Consider the following 22,824-nt stretch of genomic DNA (forward strand, 5'->3'; position numbering starts at 1 on the left):
GCGTCCGGCGAGTCGCGATTCGCCGGCCGGTGGAGCGCGCGCCATCGACCCCGCGGCCGGGCAGCCCGGCGGCGAAGGCTACCGTAATGGGCGGAAATGCCGGAGCGACGAACCGTCGCACATACACCTCGGCACACGCACACGTAAGCCAATCTGCGATTTTTCACTCGAACGTGTGTTTGGCGCAACCTTTCGAAAGCAACTACCGTTGTGCCAGCCAGGGAGACCAAGTTCGAGAGGGGCCGACGTGACCACCACCGCAGACAGTGCCACCATCACTGCCCAGGACCGCTCCCAGGGCCGATTCGAGCCGGTGCATGCCATGAACATGAAAGAGGCGACCACGAACGCCGAGGCGCCCAAGCCCGCGCGCTCGCTGCCCGGGCGACCTCCCGGCATCCGGGCGGACAGCTCCGGACTCACGGACAGGCAGCGGCGGGTCATCGAAGTGATCCGCGACTCGGTGCAGCGGCGGGGCTACCCACCGTCGATGCGGGAGATCGGCCAGGCGGTGGGGCTCTCCAGCACGTCGTCGGTGGCACACCAGCTGATGGCCCTGGAGCGGAAGGGCTTCCTCCGCCGGGACCCGCACCGCCCACGGGCGTACGAGGTGCGTGGCTCCGACCAGCCGAGCACGCAGCCCACGGACACCACGGGCAAGCCGGCCGCCTCCTACGTGCCCCTGGTCGGCCGCATCGCCGCCGGTGGGCCGATCCTCGCGGAGGAGTCCGTCGAGGACGTCTTCCCCCTCCCCCGGCAGCTGGTCGGCGACGGTGAGCTGTTCGTGCTCAAGGTCGTCGGTGACTCGATGATCGAGGCCGCCATCTGCGACGGCGACTGGGTGACCGTGCGTCGCCAGCCGGTCGCGGAGAACGGTGACATCGTGGCCGCCATGCTGGACGGCGAGGCCACGGTCAAGCGCTTCAAGCGGGAGGACGGCCATGTCTGGCTGCTCCCGCACAATGCCGCCTACCAGCCGATCCCTGGCGACGAGGCGACGATCCTCGGCAAGGTGGTGGCGGTTCTGCGGCGGGTGTGACCATCCGCCGGCCCCGACCGGGCCCCGGGACCTCTGCGCCGGTCCCGGGGCCCCTGCTGTTCTCGACCCTCGGCCGCTCCCGCCGAGCACTCTGCACAGACCCGCGCTCGCGCCGTACGGCTCAGGCCTGCTGCGCCTTCGCGGCCGCGTCGATGGCCGCCAGCGAGCGCCGTACCTGATTGCGGTCCGTCGTGTACCAGAAGTCCGGCAGGGACGCGCGCAGGAAGCTGCCGTAGCGGGCGTTCGCCAGCCGGGGGTCCAGGACCGCGACCACGCCCCGGTCCCCCGTGGCCCGTACGAGACGCCCCGCGCCCTGCGCCATGAGCAGCGCCGCATGCGTCGCCGCGACGGCCATGAAGCCATTGCCGCCGGCCTCCTCCACCGACTTCTGGCGGGCGCTCATCAGCGGGTCGTCGGGCCTCGGGAACGGGATGCGGTCCATCACGACCAGCTGGCAGTTCGGCCCCGGCACATCGACGCCCTGCCACAGCGAGAGCGTCCCGAACAGACACGTCTCGGGATCGCCGGCGAACGCCTTGATCAGCTCACCGAGCGTGTCCTCGCCCTGGAGCAGGATCGGCTTGTCCAGCCTGCCCCGCAGCTCCTCGGCGGCGGCCTGGGCGGCCCGCATCGACGAGAAGAGGCCGAGCGTACGGCCCCCGGCCGCCTCGACCAGCTCGGCCAGCTCGTCCATCATGTCGCCCCGGCTGCCTTCCCGGCCCGGTGTGGCCAGGTGCCGCGCGACGTACAGGATGCCCTGCTTGGGATAGTCGAACGGCGAGCCGACGTCGATGCCCTTCCAGACCGGCAGGTCGTCTCCCTCGACGCCCTCCGGGGCGAGCCCCAGGGACGCTCCGACACCGTTGAAGTCGCCGCCCAGCTTGAGCGTGGCCGACGTGAGCACCACCGAGCGGTCCGCGAAGAGCTTCTCCCGCAGCAGCCCGGACACCGACAGCGGAGCGACCCGCAGGGACGCCCCGAACCGGTCGTGCCGCTCGTACCAGACCACGTCGTACTCGGAGCCGTTCGTGATGCGCTCCGCCACCTCGTGCACGTTCTCGACGGAGGCCAGGGCCTGCTTGCGCACGGCGTCCTCGTCCTGGACCGACCGGTCGCGCGTGGCGCCGAGCGCCGAGATCACCGAGCGCGCGGCGTCCCGCAGCGCCATGAGGGCATAGCCCAGGTCTTCGGGGACCTCCTCCAGCCGGCCCGGCAGGGCCAGCTCCATCAGCCGCTCGAAGCCCTCGGCGGCCGTCTGGAGCTGATCGGCGACCTTCTCGTCGACCAGCTTGGAAGCGCGGCGGACCGCCCGGTTGACCTGCCCCGGCGTCAGCTCGCCCGTGGCGACACCGGTCACCCGGGACACCAGCTCGTGCGCCTCGTCGACGATCAGCACCTCGTGCTGCGGGAGCACCGGGGCGCCCTCGATGGCGTCGATGGCGAGGAGGGCGTGGTTGGTGACGACCACCTCCGCGAGCTTGGCGCGCTCACGGGCGGCCTCCGCGAAGCACTCCGCGCCGTACGCGCACTTGGCGGCGCCCAGGCACTCGCGGGACGAGACGGAGACCTGCGCCCAGGCACGGTCGGAGACGCCGGGCGTCAGGTCGTCGCGGTCGCCGGTCTCGGTCTCGTCCGCCCAGTCGCGCATGCGCAGCAGGTCCTGGCCGAGCTTGCTGGTCGGCGCGGCCGCCTCGAACGGATCGAAGAGGCCCTCCTCGTCGTCCTGCGGCACGCCCTCGTGGAGCCGGTGCAGGCACAGGTAGTTGGACCGGCCCTTCAGCATGGCGAACTCGGGGCGGCGGCGCAGCTGGGGGTGGAGCGCCTCGACGGTCCGGGGCAGGTCGCGCTCGACCAGCTGCCGCTGGAGGGCCAGGGTCGCCGTGGCGACCACCACCCGGTCCCCGTGCGCGAGGGCGGGCACCAGATAGCCGAGGGACTTGCCGGTGCCGGTGCCGGCCTGGACGAGCAGGTGCGAACCGTCGTCGATGGCCTGGCTCACGGCCTCGGCCATGGCGACCTGGCCGGGCCTCTCCACACCGCCGACGGCGGATACGGCGGCATGGAGGAGTTCGGGGAGGGATGGCTTCGTCATAGCCCATCCACCCTACGGCTCCCCACTGACAATCGGATCACGCTGTGGACAACCCGCACGGAGGCGGCCTCCAGAGCGTGGGCCTCCAAGGCGTCGGCGAAGCGGTCGAGCACCGCTGCGGCCTGTTCGTCGGTGATCGTGAGGGGCGGCAGGAGGCGCACGACCGCAGCACCAGCAGCGCCGGGACCCGCGGCCCCGGCGCCCGAAGCACCAGCGCTCGCCGCGCAGTGGCCGCCCCCCGGCTCGACGATCAGGCCCCTCCGGAGGCACTCCTGCCGTACGGCGGCGGCGATGGCCGGGCCGGTGAACTCGACGCCGATCATCAGCCCACGGCCGCGCACCTCCCGTACGCAGGGGTGGCCGGCGGTCATGTCCCGCAGCCGGTCCAGCATGCGCGCCCCGAGGACGGCGGCCCGCTCGGCGAGCCCGTTCTCGCGAACGTGGGCGAGCGTCGCCGCCCCGGCCGCCATCGCCAGCTGGTTCCCGGGGAACGTACCGGCCCGGGCCCGGGGCCTGCCGCGGTCCAGCGCGGCGCGGTACACGATCGCGGCCAGCGGCAGGGAGCCGCCGATGGCCCGGGACAGCACCATGACGTCCGGGACGACACCGCTGTGCTCGACGCCCCAGAACGCTCCGGTGCGGCCGACGCCCGTCCGGCTCTCGTCCGCGATCAACGGGACGGCCCGGGCCGAGGTGGTCTCCCGGATGCGGCGCAGCCAGGCGTCGGAGGCGGGGACCACTTCCTCGTGGGCGACCGGTTCGACGATCACGGCGGCCGGGTCGGCGCGGCGGCCCTCCAGTGCGTTCCAGGACCGCTCAGTCAGGGGGAACAGGCCGCTCCGCCCGGTCGCGGCGGTGACGAGGTCGCGTGCCGCCTCGACGGCGTCCGCGGGGGCGGGCCCGCAGAACTCGATCCGCGCGTCCGCGGCGAACGGGCCCGGCAGCGTGGCGAAGAGTTCGGTGGTGAAGAGGTCCTTGACCGGCGTGGCGAGGTCGGGCGCGTGCAGTGGGGCCTCGGAGTCGATGACCCGTTTGATCGCCTCCAGGACGACGGGGTGGTTGTGCCCCAGTGCCAGCGTGCCTCCGCCCGACTGGCAGTCCAGATAGCGGCGGCCGTCCGCGCCCTCGATGGTCAGCCCCCGGGCCCGTACGGGAACGACGGGCAGCGAGCGGGCGTACGTACGGGCGGCCGGCTCGCGCAGCGACTGGCGGCGCAGAATGCCCTCCTGGCCGGCGGGCGACGGTGTCACCGGGGCTGGTTCGGTCACGGCCACGCTTCGGGTCCTCCGGTGGTAACGGTTGCGTTGCACCTGTGCTTTGCAGATCGGTACGTCGCTCGCGCGCCGAACGGCGGTCCAGGGCAACGACCTTGTGTCCCTCGCACGTACCAACGACGACATCTGCGGGGGATCACGGGCATTTCGAAGATCCTTGCGCAGCGGAACCACGGCCCTGCCGCACAACGTCCACAACGGCACCGGCATAGTGGGGGCCGCACTCCGGTGTCCTGCCGTCACAGCGCCGACGCTTCGCCGTCCGCACCGTTCCGCAGTCCGAAGTGCGCAGTTCACAAGCGCTGGTCACGAACGTTACGAAGTCCCAGGGGGATCACAGATGCGATCGATTCGTCCGTTGCTCGCCTCCGCCGCGGTGGTCGCGGCGCTGGCGCTGACGGCCACGGGCTGCGGCCCGGGCGACGACAACCCGGGTGGTCCGGCCACCACGTCGGCAGCCCCTTCCACGGACGGGAAGATCACGATCCCGGACGACCTGAAGGAGAAGCTCCGCCAGCACGGGATCGACCTGGACAAGTGGCGGGGCGGCGAGTGGAAGAACTGGGACAAGGACAAGTGGCTGCGTGAGGCGCAGGACTTCGTCAACCCCATCATCGAGGACCTGTGGGACCCGGACCGCATGCGGGACGCCGAGGAGCCCGACCAGGGGGTCGAGGAGGACGACATCTCCGGCGACAAGGGGGTGACGGACCCGACCCCGGCGCGCGTCGAGGCGAAGGGCGTGCCGACGCCGTACCACTCCTCCGCTCCGGAGGCCGGCAAGCTGCTCTTCGACGGCCCCAAGGGCTCGATGGTGTGCTCCGCGACCGTGGTGAAGGACCCGGCGAACCCCGGCAAGTCCAACCTCGTGTGGACCGCGGGCCACTGTGTCCACGCCGGCCAGAACGGCGGCTGGTACCGCAACATCGCCTTCGTGCCCTCGTACAACGACAAGGGTCTGTCCACGGCCGAGCTGGAGAAGGCCAGCCGTGAGGACGTCGCGCCGTACGGCGTGTGGTGGGGCGACTGGGCCCAGACGTCCGAGCAGTGGATCAACGAGGGCGGTCCGGTCGGCGGCAAGGGCGCTCCGTACGACTTCGCCGTCATCCACGTGACCCCGGAGAAGGGCGGCACGGGCAAGTCGCTGGAGGAGACCGTGGGTTCGGCCCTGCCGGTCGAGTTCGAGGCCCCCGCCACGCCGAAGATCGCGAGCATGCTGGCGACGGGTTACCCGGCGGCGCCGCCCTACGACGGCCAGAAGCTGTTCCAGTGCCAGGACAAGCCGGGCCGGCTGTCCGTGAAGGCCGAGCAGCCGACGATGTACCGAATCGGGTGCACCATGACCGGTGGTTCGTCGGGCGGCGGCTGGGTCGCCAACGGCCGGGACGGGAAGCCTGCGCTGGTCTCCAACACCTCGATCGGTCCCGTGACGGGTGGCTGGCTCGCCGGTCCGCGGCTCGGCCCCGAGGCGAAGGGCGTGTTCACCGCGGTCAGCGACAAGTTCGCCGGTCGCTGATCGAAGACGGCGCCCGAAAGCCGCAGCGGCACGACGAAGGCCCGCTGCCCCTCGAAGCGATTCGAGGGGCAGCGGGCCTTCCGCTGTTCAGGCGGCTCGCACCGACTCAGGTCGGTGTCGCGCCCTCCGTCAGAACGTCGCCGGGACGAACGGAGCCAGCGTCGCGGCCAGTTCGTCGTGCACCCGCGCCTTGAGGAGTGTGCCCTCCGCGGTGTGCTCCTCGGAGATCACCTCGCCCTCGGCGTGGACACGCGAGACCAGTCCGCCCTGCGTGTACGGCAAGAGCGCCTCGATCTCGACCTTCGGCCGCGGCAGTTCGGCGTCGATCAGGGCCAGCAGCTCGCGGATGCCCTCGCCGGTCCGCGCGGACACCGCGATCGAGTGCTTCTCGACGCGCAGCAGCCGCTGCAGCACGAGCGGGTCGGCCGCGTCCGCCTTGTTGATCACCACGATCTCGGGCACGTCCGTCGCGCCCACGTCGCGGATCACCTCGCGCACGGCGGCCAGCTGCTCCTCCGGCGCCGGGTGCGCGCCGTCCACCACGTGGAGGATGAGGTCGGAGTCGCCGACCTCCTCCATGGTGGAGCGGAACGCCTCGACGAGGTGGTGCGGCAGGTGCCGTACGAACCCGACGGTGTCGGCCAGGGTGTAGAGCCGGCCGCTCGGCGTCTCGGCCCGGCGCACGGTCGGGTCGAGGGTGGCGAACAGCGCGTTCTCCACCAGCACGCCCGCGCCGGTCAGCCGGTTCAGCAGGGAAGACTTTCCGGCGTTGGTGTAGCCGGCGATCGCGACCGACGGCACCTTGTTGCGCCGCCGCTCCTGCCGCTGGACGTCGCGGCCGGTCTTCATCTCCGCGATCTCCCGGCGCATCTTCGCCATCTTCTCGCGGATCCGCCGACGGTCCGTCTCGATCTTGGTCTCACCGGGACCACGGGTGGCCATGCCGCCACCGCCGCCGCCACCCATCTGCCGGGACAGCGACTGACCCCAGCCGCGCAGCCGCGGCAGCATGTACTGCATCTGCGCCAGCGAAACCTGCGCCTTGCCCTCTCGGGACTTGGCGTGCTGGGCGAAGATGTCGAGGATCAGGGCGGTCCGGTCGACCACCTTGACCTTGACGACGTCCTCGAGCTGGATCAGCTGGCCGGGGCTCAGCTCACCGTCACAGACGACGGTGTCCGCACCGGTCTCGAGGACGATGTCGCGCAGCTCGGCGGCCTTGCCGGAGCCGATGTACGTGGCCGGGTCGGGCTTGTCGCGGCGCTGGATCACACCGTCCAGCACCAGGGCGCCGGCCGTCTCCGCGAGAGCGGCCAGCTCGGCGAGGGAGTTCTCCGCGTCCTGCACGGTCCCCGAGGTCCAGACGCCGACCAGCACGACGCGCTCCAGGCGCAGCTGCCGGTACTCGACCTCGGTGACGTCTTCGAGCTCGGTGGAGAGGCCCGCCACGCGGCGGAGCGCGGCACGCTCCGAGCGGTCGAACTGGTCGCCGTCCCGCTCTCCGTCGATCTCGTAGCTCCAGGCGACGTCCTCTTCCATCAGGGCATCGGCCCGAAGGCTCTCGGCGCGGTTCTTGCCCGCGAAGCTCTGCTCGGCCTGGGAAGGGGATGAAGAGGAGGTCATTGGATCCTTAACGTCGATGGGAAATTCCATTCGTCAGCCACAACGCGTGACGTCCCCGGATGATTCCCGCTGTTTCCGGAGACAGCCCCTGGGCACGAGGCCGTGGGCCCGGCGGCGCCGCCGACATGTCGATGGTCGCACGGCGCCGCCCGGCCCGTCACCCGGGTTTCCCCGGTGCGCTCGGCGTTACGCGGTGCCCTTGGCGGGCTTCGCGGCCGGGGCTTGCTCCTGGCCCGGGGCCTTGCTGCGCCAGTCGGGGTGACCGGGCATCGGCGGGGTCTTCCGGTCGTACAGCCAGGCATGGAGGAAGCCGGTCAGGTCCCGGCCGGCGACCTCGGAGGCGAGGCGGACGAAGTCGGACGTGCCCGCGGTGCCGTGGGCGTGCTCCGTGACCCAGCGCCGCTGGAGCGCCTCGAAGAGGCCCTTGCCGATCTCCTGGCGCAGCGCGTACAGGACCAGGGCGCTCCCGTCGTAGACGACGGGCCGGAAGAGGCTGATCTTCTGGCCGGCTGCCGGGGGGCGCGGGGCGGCCGGGGGTCCGCCCGCCGCGCGCCACCGGTCGGAGGCCGTGTACGCGTCGCGCATCCGGTGCTCCAGGGGCCGGCGGGCGGTCTCCTCCGCGTACAGGGCCTCGTACCAGGTGGCGTGCCCTTCGTTGAGCCACAGGTCGGACCAGGTGCGGGGGGTGACGCTGTTGCCGAACCAGTGGTGCGCCAGCTCGTGCACCATGACGGACTCGACGTACCACTCGGGGAGCTTGGGATGCGTGAACAGGGGGCGCTCGAAGAGGGAGAGGGTCTGGGTCTCCAGCTCGAAGCCGGTGGCCGCGTCGGCGATCAGCACGCCGTACGTGTCGAACGGGTAGCGGCCGACCTTCTGCTCCATCCACTGCACGTGGCCGGGCGTCTTCCTCAGCCAGGGCTCCATGCGCTTCCGGTCGGCGGCGGGCACCACGTCCCGCAGCGGCAGGCCGCGCGGGCCGGTGCGGCGGATCACGGCGGAGCGGCCGATGGAGACCTGGGCCAGCTCGGTGGCCATGGGGTGGAGCCCCCGGTAGACCCAGGTGGTGGAGGCTCCCGCATGGGCGCGGCCGATCCACTGGCCGTTGGCGACCGCGGTGAGGTCCTTGGGGGCGGTGACGCGGAAGGTGAAGAGCGCCTTGTCGGCGGGGTGGTCGTTGCACGGGAAGACCCGGTGGGCGGCATCGGCCTGGTTGGCCATGGCGAGGCCGTCGGCGGTGCGGACCCAGCCGCCGACGGCCTTCTCGGCGGACGGGTCGCTGGTGTGGGTGACGGCGATCGTCAGGGCCCGGCCGGCCTCCACCGGTCGCGCGGGCGCGACGACCAGGTCCTCGCCGGCGAGGGCGAACTCGGCGGGCCGGCCGTCGACCTCCACGGCTTGGACGGTGCCGTGCGCGAAGTCCAGGTTGATGCGTTCCAGCCGGTGCGTGGCCCGCGCCTGGATCTTGGTCAGGGCGTCCAGCGGAGCGCGGTTGTCACCGGAGTAGGTGAGGGAGATGTCGTACGTGAGGACGTCGTAGCCGGGGTTTCCCAGGTGCGGGAAGAGGGGGTCACCGATGCCGAGCGGCTCGGGCGCGGGGAGGGCCGCGGCGATCAGCCCGGCCGATGCCGCGGCCACCAGGGCCGCGCGCACGCGTGGAGTGGTGAGGGGCATGGACCACCGCTACCAGCGGGGCGGCCGTACGCCCGCACGGCGCGCGCCGCGCACACCCGAACGAGCGCCCGAGCGGCCGTCTGGCGCCGCCGAGCGGCTCAGTGGGCGGGGGCGTGGTGCTGGGCGCGGCTGACGTCGTAGACGCCCGGTACGTCGCGCATGGCGCGCATCAGGGCGGGCAGTCCGGCGGGGTCGGGGAGCTGGAGGGTGTACGTGTGGCGGACGCGCTGCTCGCTGGGGGGTTCGACGGTGGCCGCGACGATGGCGGCGCCGGCCGTGGCGATGGCCTCCGTCAGGTCGGCCAGCAGCCGGGGACGGCCGAACGATTCGGCGACCAGCGTGACGCGGCACTCGGAGGCGCCGTCCCAGCGGACGGGCACGGGCTGGCGGCCCAGGTTCTCCATCCTGCGGACGGCCGGGCACTCGGTGCGGTGGACGGTGACGGCGCCGCCGCGTACGGCGAAGCCGGTGACCGTGTCGGGCGGTACGGGCGTGCAGCAGCCCGCGAGGCGCACGGAGGTGTGGGGCTGGTCGACGACGGCGTTGACGGCACGGTGGCGGTGGCCCACGACGGCGGCGGGCGGGCGTGGGTCGGCGGTGGGCGCCGTGGCGTCGGGGTGGTCCTGGAGCCAGCCGGTGATGGCGATGCGGGCCGCGGGCGTACGGGCGTGCTCCAGCCAGTCCGGGGACGGCCCCGAGGCCGCGTCCTCCGCGAGGAGCAGCTGCACGGTGTCGCCGTCGGAGAGGACGGTGCCGAGGGTGGCCAGGCGCCCGTTCACACGGGCTCCGACGCAGGCGTGGGCGGCCGCGCCGTACTGCTCGTACGCGGCGTCCACGCAGGTGGCGCCGGCCGGGAGGGCGAGCGTGCCGCCGTCGGACCGGAAGACGGTGATCTCGCCGTCCTGGGCGAGGTCGGCGCGCAGGGACGTCCAGAACGTGTCGGGGTCGGGTGCGGACTGCTGCCATTCGAGGAGCCGGGAGAGCCAGCCGGGCCGGGTGGGGTCGGCGCGCTCGCCGTCGTCGGCCGCCGCTTCGGCGCCCTCGGCGGGGGCGTAGGGGTTGCCGAGGGCGACGACGCCCGCTTCGGCGACCTTGTGCATCTGGTGGGTGCGGATCAGGACTTCGGCGACGGAGCCGTCGGGGGCGGCGACGGCGGTGTGCAGCGACTGGTACAGGTTGAACTTCGGCGCCGCGATGAAGTCCTTGAACTCGGAGATGACCGGCGTGAAACACGTGTGGAGTTCGCCGAGGACCCCGTAGCAGTCGGCGTCCTCGGCGACGAGGACGAGCAGCCGTCCGAAGTCGGTGCCGCGCAGTTCGCCGCGTTTGAGGCTGACGCGGTGGACGGACACGAAGTGGCGTGGCCGGATGAGGACTTCGGCGGTGATGCCGGCTTCCCGGAGGACGGTCCTGACGTCGTCGGCGATGGCGGCGAGCGCGTCGCCGCGCGTGGCGTTCTCCGCGATGAGGGCGCGGGTCTGCTCGTACTCGGCGGGGTGGAGGATCGCGAAGACCAGGTCCTCCAGCTCGGTCTTGAGCGCCTGGACGCCCAGGCGTTCGGCGAGCGGGATGAGGACGTCGCGGGTGACCTTCGCGATGCGCGCCTGTTTCTCGGGGCGCATGACGCCGAGGGTGCGCATGTTGTGCAGCCGGTCCGCGAGTTTGATCGACATGACGCGGACGTCGTTCCCGGTGGCGACGAGCATCTTGCGGAACGTCTCGGGCTCGGCGGCGGCGCCGTAGTCGACCTTCTCCAGTTTGGTGACGCCGTCGACGAGGTAGGCGACCTCGTCACCGAACTGCTCCCGGACCTGGTCGAGGGTCACATCGGTGTCCTCGACGGTGTCGTGGAGGAGGGATGCCGTCAACGTGGTGGTCTCCGCGCCGATTTCGGCGAGGATGAGGGTCACGGCGAGCGGGTGCGTGATGTACGGCTCGCCGCTCTTGCGGAACTGGCCACGGTGCGACGACTCGGCCAGTTCGTACGCCCGGCGCAGCACGGCCAGGTCGGCGTCCGGGTGGTGGGCGCGGTGGGCGTCGGCGACATGGCCGATGGCGTCGGGCAGCCGGTCCCGGGCGGCGGGACCGAGCAGTGCGGCCCGGCCGAGCCTGCGCAGGTCGATTCTGGGGCGGCCGCGCCTGCGGCCGGGCGCACTGGGGTTGGCGGCCTCTGCACTCATGGGCACCTCCGGCGGCGTCGACCGGCGGTGGGCGGGCAAGGCGTGCCCGCCGGGCCGGTGCTTGATGCTACCGAGCCCACCACGTGGCGCAGTCCCGCTCTCGCTCAGCGTGAACCGGATCACCCATTCGAGCGAGGTTCGGCCGGGCGGAGTTTCGCCCGCGGGTGCGTCAGGCCCCGATCCAGTCCGGGTCGATGTGCCCCTCGGCGACGATGACGGCGGGCCCCGTCATCTCGATCTCGCCGTCGGGCCGCTCGGTGATCACGAGGGTGCCGCCGAGGACGTCCACCGTGTACGTGACGGGGGTGCCGGTCGCCGCGGGGTCGGCGCCGTCGCGGCGGGCCGTGGCGACCGCCACGGCGCACGCGCCCGTGCCGCAGGAGCGGGTCTCGGCGGCGCCGCGCTCGTGGACGCGCATCGCCACGTGGCGGGGGCCGCGGTCCACGACGAACTCGATGTTGACACCGTCGGGGTAGACCTCGGCGGGGCTGTAGGGCGGCTCGGTGAACAGGTTGCCCGCGTGGGCCAGGTCGTCGACGAAGGCGACGGCGTGCGGGTTGCCCATGTTCACGTTCCGCGCGGGCCAGCTGCGGCCGTCGACGGTGACGGTGACGCCGTCCTCGGGGAGCGCGGCGCGGCCCATGGAGACGGTGACGTCGCCGTTCTTGGCGAGGTGGACGTGCTTGACGCCGGAGCGGGTCGCCACGGCGACGTCGCCCGCGGCGATGTGCCCGGCGTGCTCCAGGTAGCGGGCGAAGACGCGGACGCCGTTGCCGCACATCTCGGCGACCGAGCCGTCGGCGTTGCGGTAGTCCATGAACCACTCGGCCTCGCCGGCCATCGCGTGCGCCTCGGGGTGGGCGGCGGTGCGCACGACGTGCAGCAGTCCGTCGCCCCCGATGCCGGCCCGCCGGTCGCAGAGCCTGGCCACCAGCGCGGCGGGCAGGTCGATGGCGTTGTCCGGGTCGGGCACGATCACGAAGTCGTTCTCGGTGCCGTGGCCCTTGAGGAAGGCGAGGGGTGCGGTGCTGGTGCTCACGCGATCAATCGTACGGGTCCCGTACGACAACGCCCTGACGCGTCCACGGGGCGGGACGCGCGGCGACGGGGGCTTCGGCCGAGCGGGTTCGGCGGAGGCGGGACGACGGCTTCGGCGGGTGGCTCGGCGGAGGCGGGGGCGGGCGACGGCGGGGGCGGGCTCGGCGGAGGCGGGACGACGGCTTCGGCGGATGGGCTCGGCGGAGGCGGGGGCGGGGCGACGGCGCGTGCGGGCTCGGCGGGGGCGGGGCGACCGCCTCGGGTGCGTGGCTCAGCGGAGGCGAGCGACGCGCCACACCGCGAGGGCGACCAGAAGCGTGATCCCGGCTGCGTACAGCGCGACCACACGCCAGTCCGGGCGCTCGCCGGAGCCCCGGCTGGGCAGGCCCGGCCATGTGTAGCCGACCCGGCGGGCGGCCATCATGCCCCAGCCCGCGGCGCAGCCGCTGAGGAGGAGGCCCAGCATGGCGAGGACGGCACCGCCGTCGCCCGAGCCGAAGGCCAGCGGGAAGGCGAACATCAGGGAGCCCAGTGCGCCGAGCCCGACGATGGGGGCGAGCTGCCAGATGCGCAGCTTGCGCTGCGGGCGCAGCTCGACCTCGACCTCGTTCGACGGGACCTCCTGGGTGCCGTCCTCGGTCAGCTCGGGGCCGTCCGGGCTCAGTCGGGGCCCGTCCTGCGGGTCGTCGGCACCAGGAGCGCCCAGGGTGGCGTCGTCCCGCGTGCCCGGCTCGTCCTGGGACTCCGGGGTCTCGTCGGGCAGCTCGGTGCGCGGGGGCCGCTGGGCCTGCGCCTCGTGCGCCTGCGCCTCGCGTGCCTGCGTGCTTCCGCTGTCCGGTGCTTCGCGCTGTTCTCTGTCGCGAGGGCCGGCCTCCATCGCCACGCGCCCTCCCAACTCGGATCCACTGGTCGATCGATGCTCGATGATGGCACGGCCCCGACCGCCTGAATGACGGCCGGAGCGTCCCGATGCCATCACGTGATCAGGCTGTAACCGCTCGTTCGACCAACGTCAGGGCCCGGCCGGGGAGTTCCCCGCGGTCGGCGGCCGCGCCGCTGAGCCAGTGGACACGAGGATCCCGGCGGAACCAGGAGTCCTGACGGCGCGCGAAGCGCTTGGTGGCGCGTACGGTTTCGGCACGCGCCTCCTCCTCGGTGCATTCCCCGGCCAGCGCGGCGAGCACCTGCTGATAGCCCAGCGCGCGCGAGGCGGTGCGCCCCTCGCGCAGCCCCTGCGCCTCCAGAGCCCGCACCTCGTCCACGAGTCCGGCCTCCCACATCCGGTCCACGCGCGCGGTGATGCGGGCGTCCAGTTCCGGGCGCTCGACGTCGACGCCGATCTGGACGGTGTCGTACACCGAGTCGTGGCCGGGCAGGTTGGCCGTGAAGGGCTTGCCGGTGATCTCGATGACCTCCAGGGCGCGCACGATCCGGCGGCCGTTGCTGGGCAGGATGGCGCGGGCGGCCTCGGGGTCGGCGGCGGCGAGCCGGGCGTGCAGGACGCCGGAGCCGCGCTCCTCCAGCTCGGCCTCCAGGCGGGCGCGGACGTCGGGGTCGGTGCCGGGGAACTCCAGGGCGTCGATCGCCCCGCGTACGTACAGCCCCGAACCGCCGACGAGGACGGGCGTGCGGCCCTCGGCCAGCAGCCGGTCGATCTCGGCGCGGGCGAGCCGCTGGTACTCGGCGACGCTGGCCGCCTCGGTGACGTCCCAGATGTCGAGGAGGTGGTGCGGAACGCCCCCGCGTTCCTCCTGGGTCAATTTCGCGGTGCCGATGTCCATCCCCCGGTAGAGCTGCATGGAGTCGGCGTTGACGACCTCGCCGCCGAGTCGCTGTGCCAGGTGGACGCCCAGATCGGACTTGCCGGCCGCGGTGGGGCCGACGACGGCGATGACTCGGGGGGAAGGGGCTGCGCTGTTCACCGACCCAGTCTCGCAAACCTCACGACATGTCCCCGAATGAGTTACGTGACGCCACACGGGCGACGTCGTTGCCAGTTGCGAGGTTCCGACCGCCGGTTCTCGGACCGGCCCCGCCGGGCGACGCAATGGGACGCTCCGGACAGCGCGGGATTTCGCCCACACGAGTACGCTATGGAGTTGATATGGGCGTTTTTGCATGGTTTCGCCGGAAGGGTGAGAAGGGCGAGGAGTCTGCCGCAGCCACCACCGAAGAGGCGGCGGCCACCACGCTGACGTCCGACGAGGAGAAGGCGGCCGAGGAGACGAAGCCGTCCTCCGAGACGTCCGAGGCGTCCGCGAAGGCCGAGGCGTCGGACACGGCCGCCGAGGCCGACAGCGACACCACGGCGTCGGCGTCCGGCGAGGGCGTGGAGATTCCGAAGCAGCAGTCGGCCGAGGAGGCGGCGGACAACGAAGCCGGCGAGAGCGCCCGCAAGTAAGGGTCACCGCGGGTCGACCGCGACGGACGACACTTCGAGGAAGGTGGGCCATGGGCTTCCTGGATTCAATGAAGGCCAAGCTCGCCCCAGCCAAGGACAAGGTCTCGAACCTCGCCCAGCAGCACGGCGACAAGATCGATCACGGCATCGACAGGGCGGCGAGGCTGGTCGATCAGAAGACCAAGGGCAAGTACAGCGACAAGATCGAAACCGGCACCGGCAAGGCCAAGCACGCCTTGGACCGGCTTGCCCACAAGGATGACGGCGGTACGCCGCCGTCGGCGCCGCCGGCCGCCTGACCTCAGTCAGTCGCGGAGCGCTACGGCGGGCGGCTGTCGAGCACCACGCTCGCAGCCGCCCGCCGTGCGTTCACACCGTGGCCGTCTTCACGCCCAGACGGCGACCCCGTAGCCGACGCCGTAGGGCGCGTCCTCGTACAGCAGGCGCCCTTCGAGGCCGGCGCCCTCGGCGGCCCCCGCCAGCACCTGCCAGGGGGCGCGGCCGGCCGCCTTCAGCTCGTGCGCGAGGTCGGCGTCCAGCGCGGCCAGCGCCGACGCGTCGGCCGCTCCGAGGGCCCGGAAGGCCTCCTCGTCGAAGCCCGCGGCCCGCTCGTCCAGGTAGCCGGGGGCCTTCACGGTGCGGCAGGCGCTGCCGTCACCCATCACGAGAAGCGCAACGCGCGGCGCTCGTCCCGCCAGCTCCCGGCCCGCCCCGGCGCACCGCTCGGGTGCGAGCCGCTCCGGCACGGCGAGGCCCTCCACGGGCGCGTCGCCCCAGTCGTCGCGCGCGAGCAGCCACGCGCCGACGGCCAGCGAGGCGGGCAGCGTACGGCCCTCGGGCACGGCGGCACCGGTATCGGGCTCCGCGGCGCCCAGCCGTACGTCCAGGTCCACGCCGAAGCCCCGGAAGTCCCCCGGTGTCCCGGCCGGGTACCGCGCCGGCTCGGCGGCCTGCGGGTCAGGACCCACGACGACCAGCAGGTCGGGCCGCGACGCGGCGAGCACCGCGATGGCGTCGGTACAGCCCACGCGGGCGTCGTCCAGCTCGGGCGCGGCGCCCTGGGCGACATCGGGGACGAGGAGCGGCGGACAGGGGCAGACGGCTGCGGCGACAAGCATGATCCGCAGCGTATCCCCCGCCCGGCGCGCCGTCCTGCCGCACAGCGGAGTCGCGCCCCACTCGGTGCGGGGCGCTTCCGGAGCGAGCACGTCCGGCCACTACGCCGGCCGGCCGCGTCAGGCGATGCTGCAGCCTTCCGTCGCCGGCGGCAGCGGGGCCGGGACGCCGATCTGGGGGAGGCCCAGCATGACGCCGGCCGGCTTCTGGGCCTGCGCGGCGGTGGTGCGCTTCTCCCAGGCGTCGCCCGCGCGGGTGCGGCGGATGGCGGAGACCTCGCCCTCGGCGAGGAGGTGGTGCGGGGCGGCGTACGTGATCTCGACGGTCACGACGTCACCGGGGCGGACCTCCTCGTCCGGCTTGGTGAAGTGGACGAGGCGGTTGTCGGGAGCGCGGCCGGAGAGCCGGTGCGTGGCGTCGTCCTTGCGACCCTCGCCCTCGGCGACCATGACGTCGAGCGTGCGGCCGACCTGCTTCTTGTTCTCCTCCCAGGAGATCTCCTCCTGGAGGGCGACCAGGCGCTCGTAGCGCGCCTGCACGACCTCCTTCGGGATCTGGTCCTCCATCTCGGCGGCCGGGGTGCCGGGGCGCTTGGAGTACTGGAAGGTGAAGGCCTGCGCGAACCGGGCCTCGCGGACCACGTGCAGCGTCTGCTCGAAGTCCTCCTCGGTCTCGCCGGGGAAGCCCACGATGATGTCGGTGGAGATGGCGGCGTGCGGGATCGCCGCGCGGACCTTCTCGATGATGCCGAGGAAGCGCTCCTGGCGGTACGAACGGCGCATCGCCTTCAGGACGGTGTCCGAGCCGGACTGGAGCGGCATGTGCAGCTGCGGCATCACGTTCGGCGTCTCGGCCATCGCCGCGATGACGTCGTCGGTGAAGTCGCGCGGGTGCGGGGAGGTGAAGCGGACGCGCTCCAGACCCTCGATGGTGCCGCAGGCGCGCAGCAGCTTGGAGAACGCCTCGCGGTCGCCGATGTCGGAGCCGTACGCGTTGACGTTCTGGCCGAGCAGCGTGATCTCGGAGACGCCCTCGCCGACCAGGGCCTCGATCTCGGCGAGGATGTCGCCCGGGCGGCGGTCCTTCTCCTTGCCGCGCAGGGCCGGGACGATGCAGAAGGTGCAGGTGTTGTTGCAGCCGACGGAGATCGAGACCCAGGCCGCGTAGGCGGACTCGCGGCGGGTCGGCAGCGTGGAGGGGAACGCCTCCAGCGACTCGGCGATCTCGACCTGCGCCTCCTCCTGGACGCGGGCGCGCTCCAGCAGGACCGGCAGCTTGCCGATGTTGTGCGTACCGAAGACGACGTCGACCCACGGCGCCTTCTTGACGATGGTGTCGCGGTCCTTCTGCGCCAGGCAGCCGCCGACGGCGATCTGCATGCCGGGCCTGCGGGCCTTCGCCGGGGCCAGGCGGCCGAGGTTGCCGTACAGCTTGTTGTCGGCGTTCTCCCGCACCGCGCAGGTGTTGAAGACGACGACGTCGGCCTCGTCGGCGCCTTCGGGCGCGCGTACGTATCCGGCGTCCTCCAGCAGACCGGAGAGACGCTCGGAGTCGTGGACGTTCATCTGGCACCCGTAGGTGCGAACTGCATAGGTACGCGTGACGTCCACTGTGGTCTGGCTCCGGTCGCTGCTGGTCATGGAACAAGGGTAGGCGGTGCCGGAAGTACCTCCGGCCCGGGAGGCCCCTCCCCTGTGGTCCGGGCCACAGGCGTCGCGGCCGGGGGCTGCCGCCCTGGCCAGCGCGCGGAGTGGGCTGGCAGGATCGCGCCATGCGTCCGTTCCTGCTCCGCGTCGGTCGTCGCCGTGCCCTTCAGGGGGCGGCGGCGCTGCTCGGCGCGCTCGCGCTGCTGCTGTGGTGGCTGCTGCCGGGCGGCACTCCGCAGCCCGAGGGACGGATCACGTTCAGTACGGGGGTGCCGACGGGCGTCTACCAGCGGTACGGCGAGCTGCTCGACGAGGCACTGCGGCGCGATCTGCCGGACGTCGAGACGACCCTGCGCAACAGCGAGGGGTCCCAGCAGAACCTGTCCCGGCTCGCGTCGGGCGATGCCGACTTCACCATCGCCACAGCCGACGCGGTCGCCACGTACCTCCAGGAGGGCAGGCCCGGCGCGGACCGGCTGCGCGGCTGCACCCGGCTGTACGACGACTACGTGCAGCTGGTCGTGCCGAAGGGCTCGGCCGTGCGGTCCGTACGGGATCTGGAAGGGCGGCGCGTGGGCGTCGGGCAGCCGGGGTCCGGCGTGCGGCTGCTCGCGGACCGGCTGCTGGCGGCCGGCGGGCTGGATCCCGCCAAGGACATCCGACCGGTGCCCGCGGGCATCGACACCATGCCGGGGCTGATGGAGCGCGGGCAGCTGGACGCGTTCTTCTGGTCCGGCGGGCTGCCCACCAACGCCGTGCTGCGGCTCTCCGAGCGCTTCCCGATCCGGCTGGTGCCGCTGGAGCCGGCGCTCGTCGACAAGCTGCATTCGGAGGGCGGTCCGAGCCGCTACTACCGCTCCGCGGTGATCCCCGCCGACGCCTATGCGCGGGCGCAGGACGGGGAGCCGGTCCAGACGGTCGCCGTGGCGAACCTGCTGGTCACCACGGAGTCGATGGACGCGACGCTGACGGAGGGCGTCACGCGGACGGTGATCGGGAGCCGCGACCGGATCGGCCGCGAGGTGCACCCGGCCCAGCTGGTCGACCTGCGGACGGCGCTCTACACGGACCCGCTCCCGCTGCACGAGGGCGCCCGCCGGTACTACCGGTCGGTAAAGCCGTAGCCCCTCTTCTTACGAGGACGGGCAGCCGGAGGCGGCAGGGGGGCGGCGGCCGGCGAGCGGCAGGGGGGCGCGGCCGACAGGTGAACAACCGGGCAGGCGGGCGGCGCCGGCAGGCGGGCGCGGCCGCACGTGGGCAGCGAGCGCGTCCGACAGGCGGGCATGGCCGATGGGTGGAAGCCGGGCAGGTGGGCGCGGCAGGCAGACCGGCAGGCCGACTGGTGGAAGCCGGGCAGGCTAGCGCGGCCGACAGGCGGGCACGGCCGGCAGGCGGGATCGGGCCGCCGGATGTGGCCGGCAGGCAGACGGGCGCGGCAGGCAGACCGGCAAGCGGGCGCGGCCCGCAGGTCGCCAGCGGGACGCGGCCGCAGGTGGGCGCGGCCGACAGGCGGGATCGGGCCGCCGGATGTGGCTGGCAGGCAGACGGGCGCGACAGGCAGACCGGCAAGCGGGCGCGGCCTGCAGGTCGCCAGCGGGGCGCGGCCGGCAGGTGGGATCTGGCCGCCGGATACGGCGGGCGGGCGTGGCTGCTGTCAGGTCGTGGCGCCCGGCTCGTAACCCTCCCCCGCCGTGCCCGGTTCCGTGCGGGGGACCGTGACGGTCACGCGGAGGCCGTGGGGTTCGTTGTGGGCGTACGTGATCGAGCCTCCGGCCGCCGTGAGCAGGGCGCGGCTGATCGACAGGCCCAGGCCGGAGCCCTTGATGTTCTGGTGGCGGTTGCTGCGCCAGAAGCGGTCGCCGATCCGGTCGAGTTCGTCGTCGGTCAGGCCGGGGCCGTGGTCGGCCACGACGATGGTCGAGGTGTCGCCGTGGGCGGCGACCTCCACCGTGACCTCCTCTCCCTCCGGGGTGAACTTCAGCGCGTTGTCGATCACGGCGTCCAGCGCGCTGGACAGCGCCACCGGGTCGGTCCAGGCGGTGACCGCCGCGGCGCCGGTGCCGGTGAGGCGCACGCCCTTCTCCTCGGCCAGCGGACGCCAGGCGCCGACGCGCTCGCGGGCCAGCTCCCCGATGTCGGTGAGCCGCAGATCGGCGGAGGCGTGCTCGGCGAGCGCCAGGTCCAGCAGGTCGTCCAGGACCCGGGCGAGGCGCTTGCCCTCCGTCCGTACGGAAGCGATCTCCTCGTTGTCCTCCGGCAGTTCGAGCGCGAGCAGTTCGATCCGCAGCAGCAGCGCGGCGAGGGGGTTGCGCAGCTGGTGCGAGGCGTCGGCGACGAAGGCGCGCTGCTGCTCCAGCACCGCCTCGACGTTGTCGGCCATCTCGTTGAACGACCGGGCCAGGCGCCGGAGTTCCGGCGGGCCGCCGGCGGCGGCGACACGGGAGTTCAGACGCCCGGTGGCGATGTCGTGCGTGGCCGCGTCGAGGACCCGCACCGGCCTGAGCACCCACCCGGTGAGCCGGAACGCGGCGCCGACCGCGAGGAGCATCGCCGCGCACTCGCCGGCGGCGATGAGCAGCCAGCCGCGCAGGATCCGCGAGCGCAGCTGGCCGGTCGGCGAGTCGGTGACCACGACGGCGACGACGTCCCCGTCCCGTACGACGGGCGAGGCGACGGCGAGGCGGGCACCGCCCTGCCAGGGCCACACCTGGGGCGGGTCGTGGCTGCGGCGGCCCAGCAGGGCCTCCTGGAACGCCCGGCGCGGCTCGCCCTCGTCCGGAATCCGCCACCCGACCGGGGCGCCGGCCATGGCGGTGCCGTCGCGGTAGAAGACGCCCGCCTCGATGCCGTACACGTCGTGGTACCGCACGAGTTCACCCTGAAGAGTGGCCTTCCGCTCGTCGATGCCGGGGCCGCTCTCCGTGACGAACTGGGCGAGCGCCGCGAACCGCGCCGTGTCGTCGATCCGGTCGACGACCACCGTCTGCTGGTGGGCGGCGGCCAGGCTCCCGGCGAGCGGGAAGCCCAGCGCGAGCAGCACACCGGCCATGAGGACGATGAGCAGCGGGAGGAGGCGCGTGCGCACGGTTCGCTTCCGGGAGCGGGCGGTCGGTTACGAGGGCGGGGCGACCAGGCGGTAGCCGACGCCGCGCACGGTCTCGATGAGGGCGGGCATCCGGAGCTTGGCGCGCAGGGACGCGACGTGCACCTCCAGGGTGCGGCCGGTCCCCTCCCAGCTGGTGCGCCAGACCTCGCTGATGATCTGCTCGCGGCGGAAGACGACCCCCGGCCGCTGGGCGAGCAGCGCCAGAAGGTCGAACTCCTTACGGGTGAGCTGGACGACCTCGCCGTCCACGGTGACGCGGCGCGTGGGCAGCTCGATGACGACGGAGCCGAGCCGCAGCGGCTCGGTCTGCGGGCCGGGCGTGGTCGCGGTGTCGTCGGTGTCCCCGGTGCCGGTCGTGGACGTGCGGCGGCTGACGGCGTGGATACGGGCCAGCAGCTCCCCCGTGTCGTACGGCTTCACGACGTAGTCGTCGGCGCCGAGGTTCAGGCCGTGGATGCGGGAGCGGACGTCACCGCGAGCGGTGACCATGATCACCGGCGTGGAGGTCAGCTTCCGCAGCTTCCCGCAGACCTGGTAGCCGTCCTGGTCAGGGAGCCCGAGGTCGAGGAGGACGACACCGAAGGGCGCCTTGCCGGCCTCGCCGGAGGGCAGGACCGCCTTGAGGGCCTCCTCGCCGTTCCGGGCGTGCGTGACGGCGAAGCCGTGCCGCGTCAGTACGGCGGAGAGGGCCGCGGCGACGTGGTCGTCGTCCTCGACAAGCAGCAGTCTCATAGGGCCCCCCTCCGTAGGTGGATCGCGGTGCGTCGTCCGGGTGCGCCGTACGTGCACCGCCCGTGCGGGCCGTACATATGGTGCCTCCGCGGGCCGTACGTGCGCTTCCCGTTGTGGATCGCTCTGCGCTCCGGTTGCGTTACGTGGTCGTGCGTGGTGCGGTGTTGTCCGTGGTGCTGAACAGTGCTGCCTTCGTGCCGGGTCCTCACGGACGGGTGCGTGGTGACGGGGCACGTGGCCGACGGTTCCAGCCGTCCCGGCCCCCGCCCGCCGCGCACCTGGTCGGGGTGCGCAGGACATGGATGTCCCCCGGGCGACGATTCGGCTACCAGGGCATGAACGCCGATGCCGGCGCCCCAGTCAAGTCCCTCCCCCCTGCGGGCGCGTTTCCGTTATCCACCCGTACTCCGACACGCCCGCCCCGTTCACGCGGAGTGCCCGGTTGCAGCCGGATCGTTATGCTCAATTTCCGCTCAGATGTGATGACGCTGCTCGCGGGGCGTGCTTAATGTCCTCTGCAACCGAGCAGGACGGAGCGATAGGCCGATGAGCGGAGTGTCAGTGACCAAGGGCGCGGACGAGGCCGTACCGACGGCGAGCGACCTGGTCGTGCTGAGCAACGTCAACAAGCACTTCGGCGCGCTGCACGTGCTCCAGGACATCGATCTGACCATCGCCCGTGGCGAGGTCGTGGTCGTCATCGGGCCGTCCGGGTCCGGCAAGTCCACGCTGTGCCGCACCATCAACCGCCTGGAGTCGATCGACTCCGGCACGATCACGATCGATGGAAAGCCGCTGCCGAGCGAGGGCAAGGAGCTTGCGAGGCTCCGCGCCGACGTCGGCATGGTCTTCCAGTCGTTCAACCTCTTCGCACACAAGACGGTGCTGGAGAACGTCATGCTGGGCCAGGTCAAGGTCCGCAAGGCGGAGAAGAAGGCCGCCGAGCAGAAGGCGCGGTCGCTGCTGGACCGGGTGGGCGTCGGCACGCAGGCCGACAAGTACCCGGCGCAGCTGTCGGGCGGCCAGCAGCAGCGTGTCGCCATCGCGCGTGCGCTGGCGATGGACCCCAAGGTCATGCTCTTCGACGAGCCCACGTCGGCGCTCGACCCGGAGATGATCAACGAGGTCCTGGAGGTCATGCAGCAGCTGGCCCGGGACGGGATGACGATGGTCGTCGTCACCCACGAGATGGGCTTCGCCCGCTCCGCGGCCAACCGGGTCGTCTTCATGGCCGACGGCAGGATCGTCGAGCAGGCTTCGCCCGAGGAGTTCTTCAGCAATCCGCGCAGCGACCGGGCGAAGGACTTCCTGTCGAAGATCCTGCACCACTGACCGACCCTGACGCCGGACCGCCGGACGCCTGGCCCGCCGGGCATCCGATCCACCA

At 72.7% G+C, this 22,824-nt stretch carries 18 protein-coding genes; 6 read left to right on the forward strand and 12 right to left on the reverse strand.

Annotated elements, in window-relative coordinates; translation table 11 throughout:
- Positions 1–247: 247 nt before the first annotated feature.
- Positions 248–1,039: a transcriptional repressor LexA gene (lexA, locus tag ABEB09_RS07435; protein ID WP_345688312.1), complete on the forward strand. Its 792-nt coding sequence runs from the start codon at positions 248–250 to the stop codon at positions 1,037–1,039.
- 121 nt (positions 1,040–1,160) lie between these two features.
- Here lexA and ABEB09_RS07440 read toward each other — a convergent pair whose 3' ends face one another.
- Both ABEB09_RS07440 and ABEB09_RS07445 read right to left on the reverse strand, forming a co-directional pair.
- On the reverse strand, positions 1,161–3,131 hold the full coding sequence (locus tag ABEB09_RS07440) for an ATP-dependent DNA helicase (RefSeq protein WP_345688314.1): 1,971 nt from the start codon (positions 3,129–3,131) through the stop codon (positions 1,161–1,163).
- The gene (locus ABEB09_RS07445) at positions 3,128–4,405 is read right to left on the reverse strand and encodes an aminotransferase class III-fold pyridoxal phosphate-dependent enzyme (protein WP_345688316.1); all 1,278 of its coding nucleotides are present in this window, start codon (positions 4,403–4,405) and stop codon (positions 3,128–3,130) included. The genes ABEB09_RS07440 and ABEB09_RS07445 overlap by 4 nt, the downstream gene beginning before the upstream one ends.
- 340 nt (positions 4,406–4,745) lie before the next feature.
- On the opposite strand from ABEB09_RS07445, the gene ABEB09_RS07450 reads away from it, so the two are divergent.
- Positions 4,746–5,921, forward strand: coding sequence for a trypsin-like serine peptidase (locus tag ABEB09_RS07450; protein ID WP_345688318.1), 1,176 nt, complete (start codon positions 4,746–4,748; stop codon positions 5,919–5,921).
- Positions 5,922–6,050: 129 nt separating this feature from the next.
- Here ABEB09_RS07450 and hflX read toward each other — a convergent pair whose 3' ends face one another.
- From hflX to miaA, 6 genes are all read right to left on the reverse strand, one after another.
- Positions 6,051–7,544, reverse strand: a complete 1,494-nt coding sequence (hflX, locus tag ABEB09_RS07455) for a GTPase HflX (RefSeq protein ID WP_345688319.1) — start codon at positions 7,542–7,544, stop codon at positions 6,051–6,053.
- 186 nt (positions 7,545–7,730) lie between these two features.
- Positions 7,731–9,218, reverse strand: coding sequence for a M1 family metallopeptidase (locus tag ABEB09_RS07460; RefSeq protein ID WP_345688321.1), 1,488 nt, complete (start codon positions 9,216–9,218; stop codon positions 7,731–7,733).
- A gap of 98 nt (positions 9,219–9,316) precedes the next feature.
- Positions 9,317–11,398, reverse strand: a complete 2,082-nt coding sequence (locus ABEB09_RS07465) for a RelA/SpoT family protein (RefSeq protein ID WP_345688323.1) — start codon at positions 11,396–11,398, stop codon at positions 9,317–9,319.
- A gap of 169 nt (positions 11,399–11,567) precedes the next feature.
- Positions 11,568–12,437, reverse strand: coding sequence for a diaminopimelate epimerase (gene dapF, locus ABEB09_RS07470; RefSeq protein ID WP_345688325.1), 870 nt, complete (start codon positions 12,435–12,437; stop codon positions 11,568–11,570).
- 270 nt (positions 12,438–12,707) lie between these two features.
- Positions 12,708–13,313, reverse strand: coding sequence for an MFS transporter (locus ABEB09_RS07475; protein WP_345688327.1), 606 nt, complete (start codon positions 13,311–13,313; stop codon positions 12,708–12,710).
- 106 nt (positions 13,314–13,419) lie between these two features.
- Positions 13,420–14,358, reverse strand: a complete 939-nt coding sequence (gene miaA / locus ABEB09_RS07480) for a tRNA (adenosine(37)-N6)-dimethylallyltransferase MiaA (protein ID WP_345688329.1) — start codon at positions 14,356–14,358, stop codon at positions 13,420–13,422.
- Between the two features lie 182 nt (positions 14,359–14,540).
- Here miaA and ABEB09_RS07485 point away from each other — a divergent pair, with 182 nt between their 5' ends.
- Positions 14,541–14,837, forward strand: a complete 297-nt coding sequence (locus ABEB09_RS07485) for a hypothetical protein (RefSeq protein WP_345688331.1) — start codon at positions 14,541–14,543, stop codon at positions 14,835–14,837.
- 50 nt (positions 14,838–14,887) lie between these two features.
- Positions 14,888–15,136, forward strand: coding sequence for an antitoxin (locus tag ABEB09_RS07490; RefSeq protein ID WP_345688333.1), 249 nt, complete (start codon positions 14,888–14,890; stop codon positions 15,134–15,136).
- 87 nt (positions 15,137–15,223) lie between these two features.
- Here the strand turns inward: ABEB09_RS07490 and ABEB09_RS07495 are convergent, their stop codons facing one another.
- Positions 15,224–15,955 carry a class III extradiol dioxygenase subunit B-like domain-containing protein gene (locus tag ABEB09_RS07495; protein WP_345688335.1) on the reverse strand — a complete coding sequence of 244 codons (732 nt, stop codon included), beginning with the start codon at positions 15,953–15,955 and terminating at the stop codon, positions 15,224–15,226.
- Positions 15,956–16,072: 117 nt separating this feature from the next.
- Complete coding sequence (miaB, locus tag ABEB09_RS07500) at positions 16,073–17,593, reverse strand: tRNA (N6-isopentenyl adenosine(37)-C2)-methylthiotransferase MiaB (RefSeq protein WP_345688337.1); 1,521 nt, start codon at positions 17,591–17,593, stop codon at positions 16,073–16,075.
- A 131-nt stretch (positions 17,594–17,724) separates the two neighbouring features.
- Here miaB and ABEB09_RS07505 point away from each other — a divergent pair, with 131 nt between their 5' ends.
- A complete protein-coding gene (locus ABEB09_RS07505; RefSeq protein ID WP_345688339.1) occupies positions 17,725–18,723 on the forward strand; it encodes a TAXI family TRAP transporter solute-binding subunit in 999 nt (332 codons plus the stop codon).
- A gap of 530 nt (positions 18,724–19,253) precedes the next feature.
- On the opposite strand, the gene ABEB09_RS07510 is transcribed toward ABEB09_RS07505, so the two are convergent.
- A complete protein-coding gene (locus ABEB09_RS07510) occupies positions 19,254–20,684 on the reverse strand; it encodes a sensor histidine kinase (protein WP_345688341.1) in 1,431 nt (476 codons plus the stop codon).
- A 27-nt stretch (positions 20,685–20,711) separates the two neighbouring features.
- The gene (locus ABEB09_RS07515) at positions 20,712–21,437 is read right to left on the reverse strand and encodes a response regulator transcription factor (protein ID WP_345688343.1); all 726 of its coding nucleotides are present in this window, start codon (positions 21,435–21,437) and stop codon (positions 20,712–20,714) included.
- A 546-nt stretch (positions 21,438–21,983) separates the two neighbouring features.
- Between ABEB09_RS07515 and ABEB09_RS07520 the strand changes: the two genes are divergently transcribed.
- Positions 21,984–22,769 (forward strand): amino acid ABC transporter ATP-binding protein, encoded by a 786-nt coding sequence (locus ABEB09_RS07520; protein ID WP_345688345.1) that lies wholly within the window; start codon positions 21,984–21,986, stop codon positions 22,767–22,769.
- Positions 22,770–22,824: the final 55 nt, after the last annotated feature.

It is taken from the genome of Streptomyces coeruleoprunus, assembly GCF_039542925.1.
Taxonomy (GTDB): domain Bacteria; phylum Actinomycetota; class Actinomycetes; order Streptomycetales; family Streptomycetaceae; genus Streptomyces; species Streptomyces coeruleoprunus.